Source organism: Allobosea sp. P4_C6, assembly GCF_056402015.1.
In genome coordinates, this window is sequence record NZ_JBFUIF010000312.1 from 1 (window position 1) to 771 (window position 771).

The window sequence follows — 771 nt, forward strand, 5'->3', positions numbered from 1 at the left end:
CTCTTCGGCCATACCCAGCCGGGCGCGCTACGTGTTCAGGCAATCTGCGATTTCGTCAACCAGCGCATCGCCTTCAACTACAACGATGCCAGCGTGACCCGCACAGCGTCCGACGCCTATCGTGAAGGCCGCGGCGTCTGCCGCGACTACGCTCATCTCGCGATCGCCTTCTGCCGGGCGATGAACATCCCGGCACGCTATTGCACCTGCTATCTCGGCGATGTCGGCACGCCGCCGCCTTATCCGCCAGGCGATTTCGCGGCGTCTTTCGAAGCCTATCTCGACGGCGGCTGGCAGATGTTCGATCCGCGCAACAACGTGCCGCGCATCGGCCGCGTGCTGATCGCGCGCGGGCGTGATGCGGCCGATGTCGCCATCGCCACCACATTCGGGCCGAACACGCTGACAGGGTTCAAGGTCTGGACCGACGAGGTGGCGGAAGGGGCCATGTAGCAGCCGCAACCAGACACGTTCCGACGCGCCATTTGCAGACGTTCACCGCTCCCGAGAATCGGACGTTCCCGAAAAAGGTATATCAGCTGCCGCACGGCCGGGATCGCCGGGGCGTCGAGGGCTAGCAGCCTCCTGACCGAAGCCGAGCCGCTCAGCGGAACTCTAATCCGGGCCGCCCTGAGATACCGCTCTGGCTTCTATAGCGATTGTCTCGCAGTCGGCCTCGGTGCCGTTCTGCCAGGATTGGACGAGGAAACGCGCATCCGCTCCAATGGCCATTATCGGGTGGTGCCAGAGTCCCCGACGGTAGATCAATCC

General features: G+C 63.9%; 2 protein-coding genes. One reads left to right on the plus strand and one right to left on the minus strand.

What is annotated here, in order from left to right; translation table 11 throughout:
* Positions 1-453: transglutaminase-like domain-containing protein (locus AC1DVA_RS28875; RefSeq protein WP_476808202.1), on the plus strand; the 453-nt coding region annotated here is incomplete at its 5' end.
* Between the two features lie 162 nt (positions 454-615).
* Here the strand turns inward: AC1DVA_RS28875 and AC1DVA_RS28880 are convergent.
* Positions 616-768 carry an ureidoglycolate lyase gene (locus AC1DVA_RS28880; RefSeq protein WP_476808203.1) on the minus strand — a complete coding sequence of 51 codons (153 nt, stop codon included), beginning with the start codon at positions 766-768 and terminating at the stop codon, positions 616-618.
* Positions 769-771 lie beyond the last annotated feature (3 nt).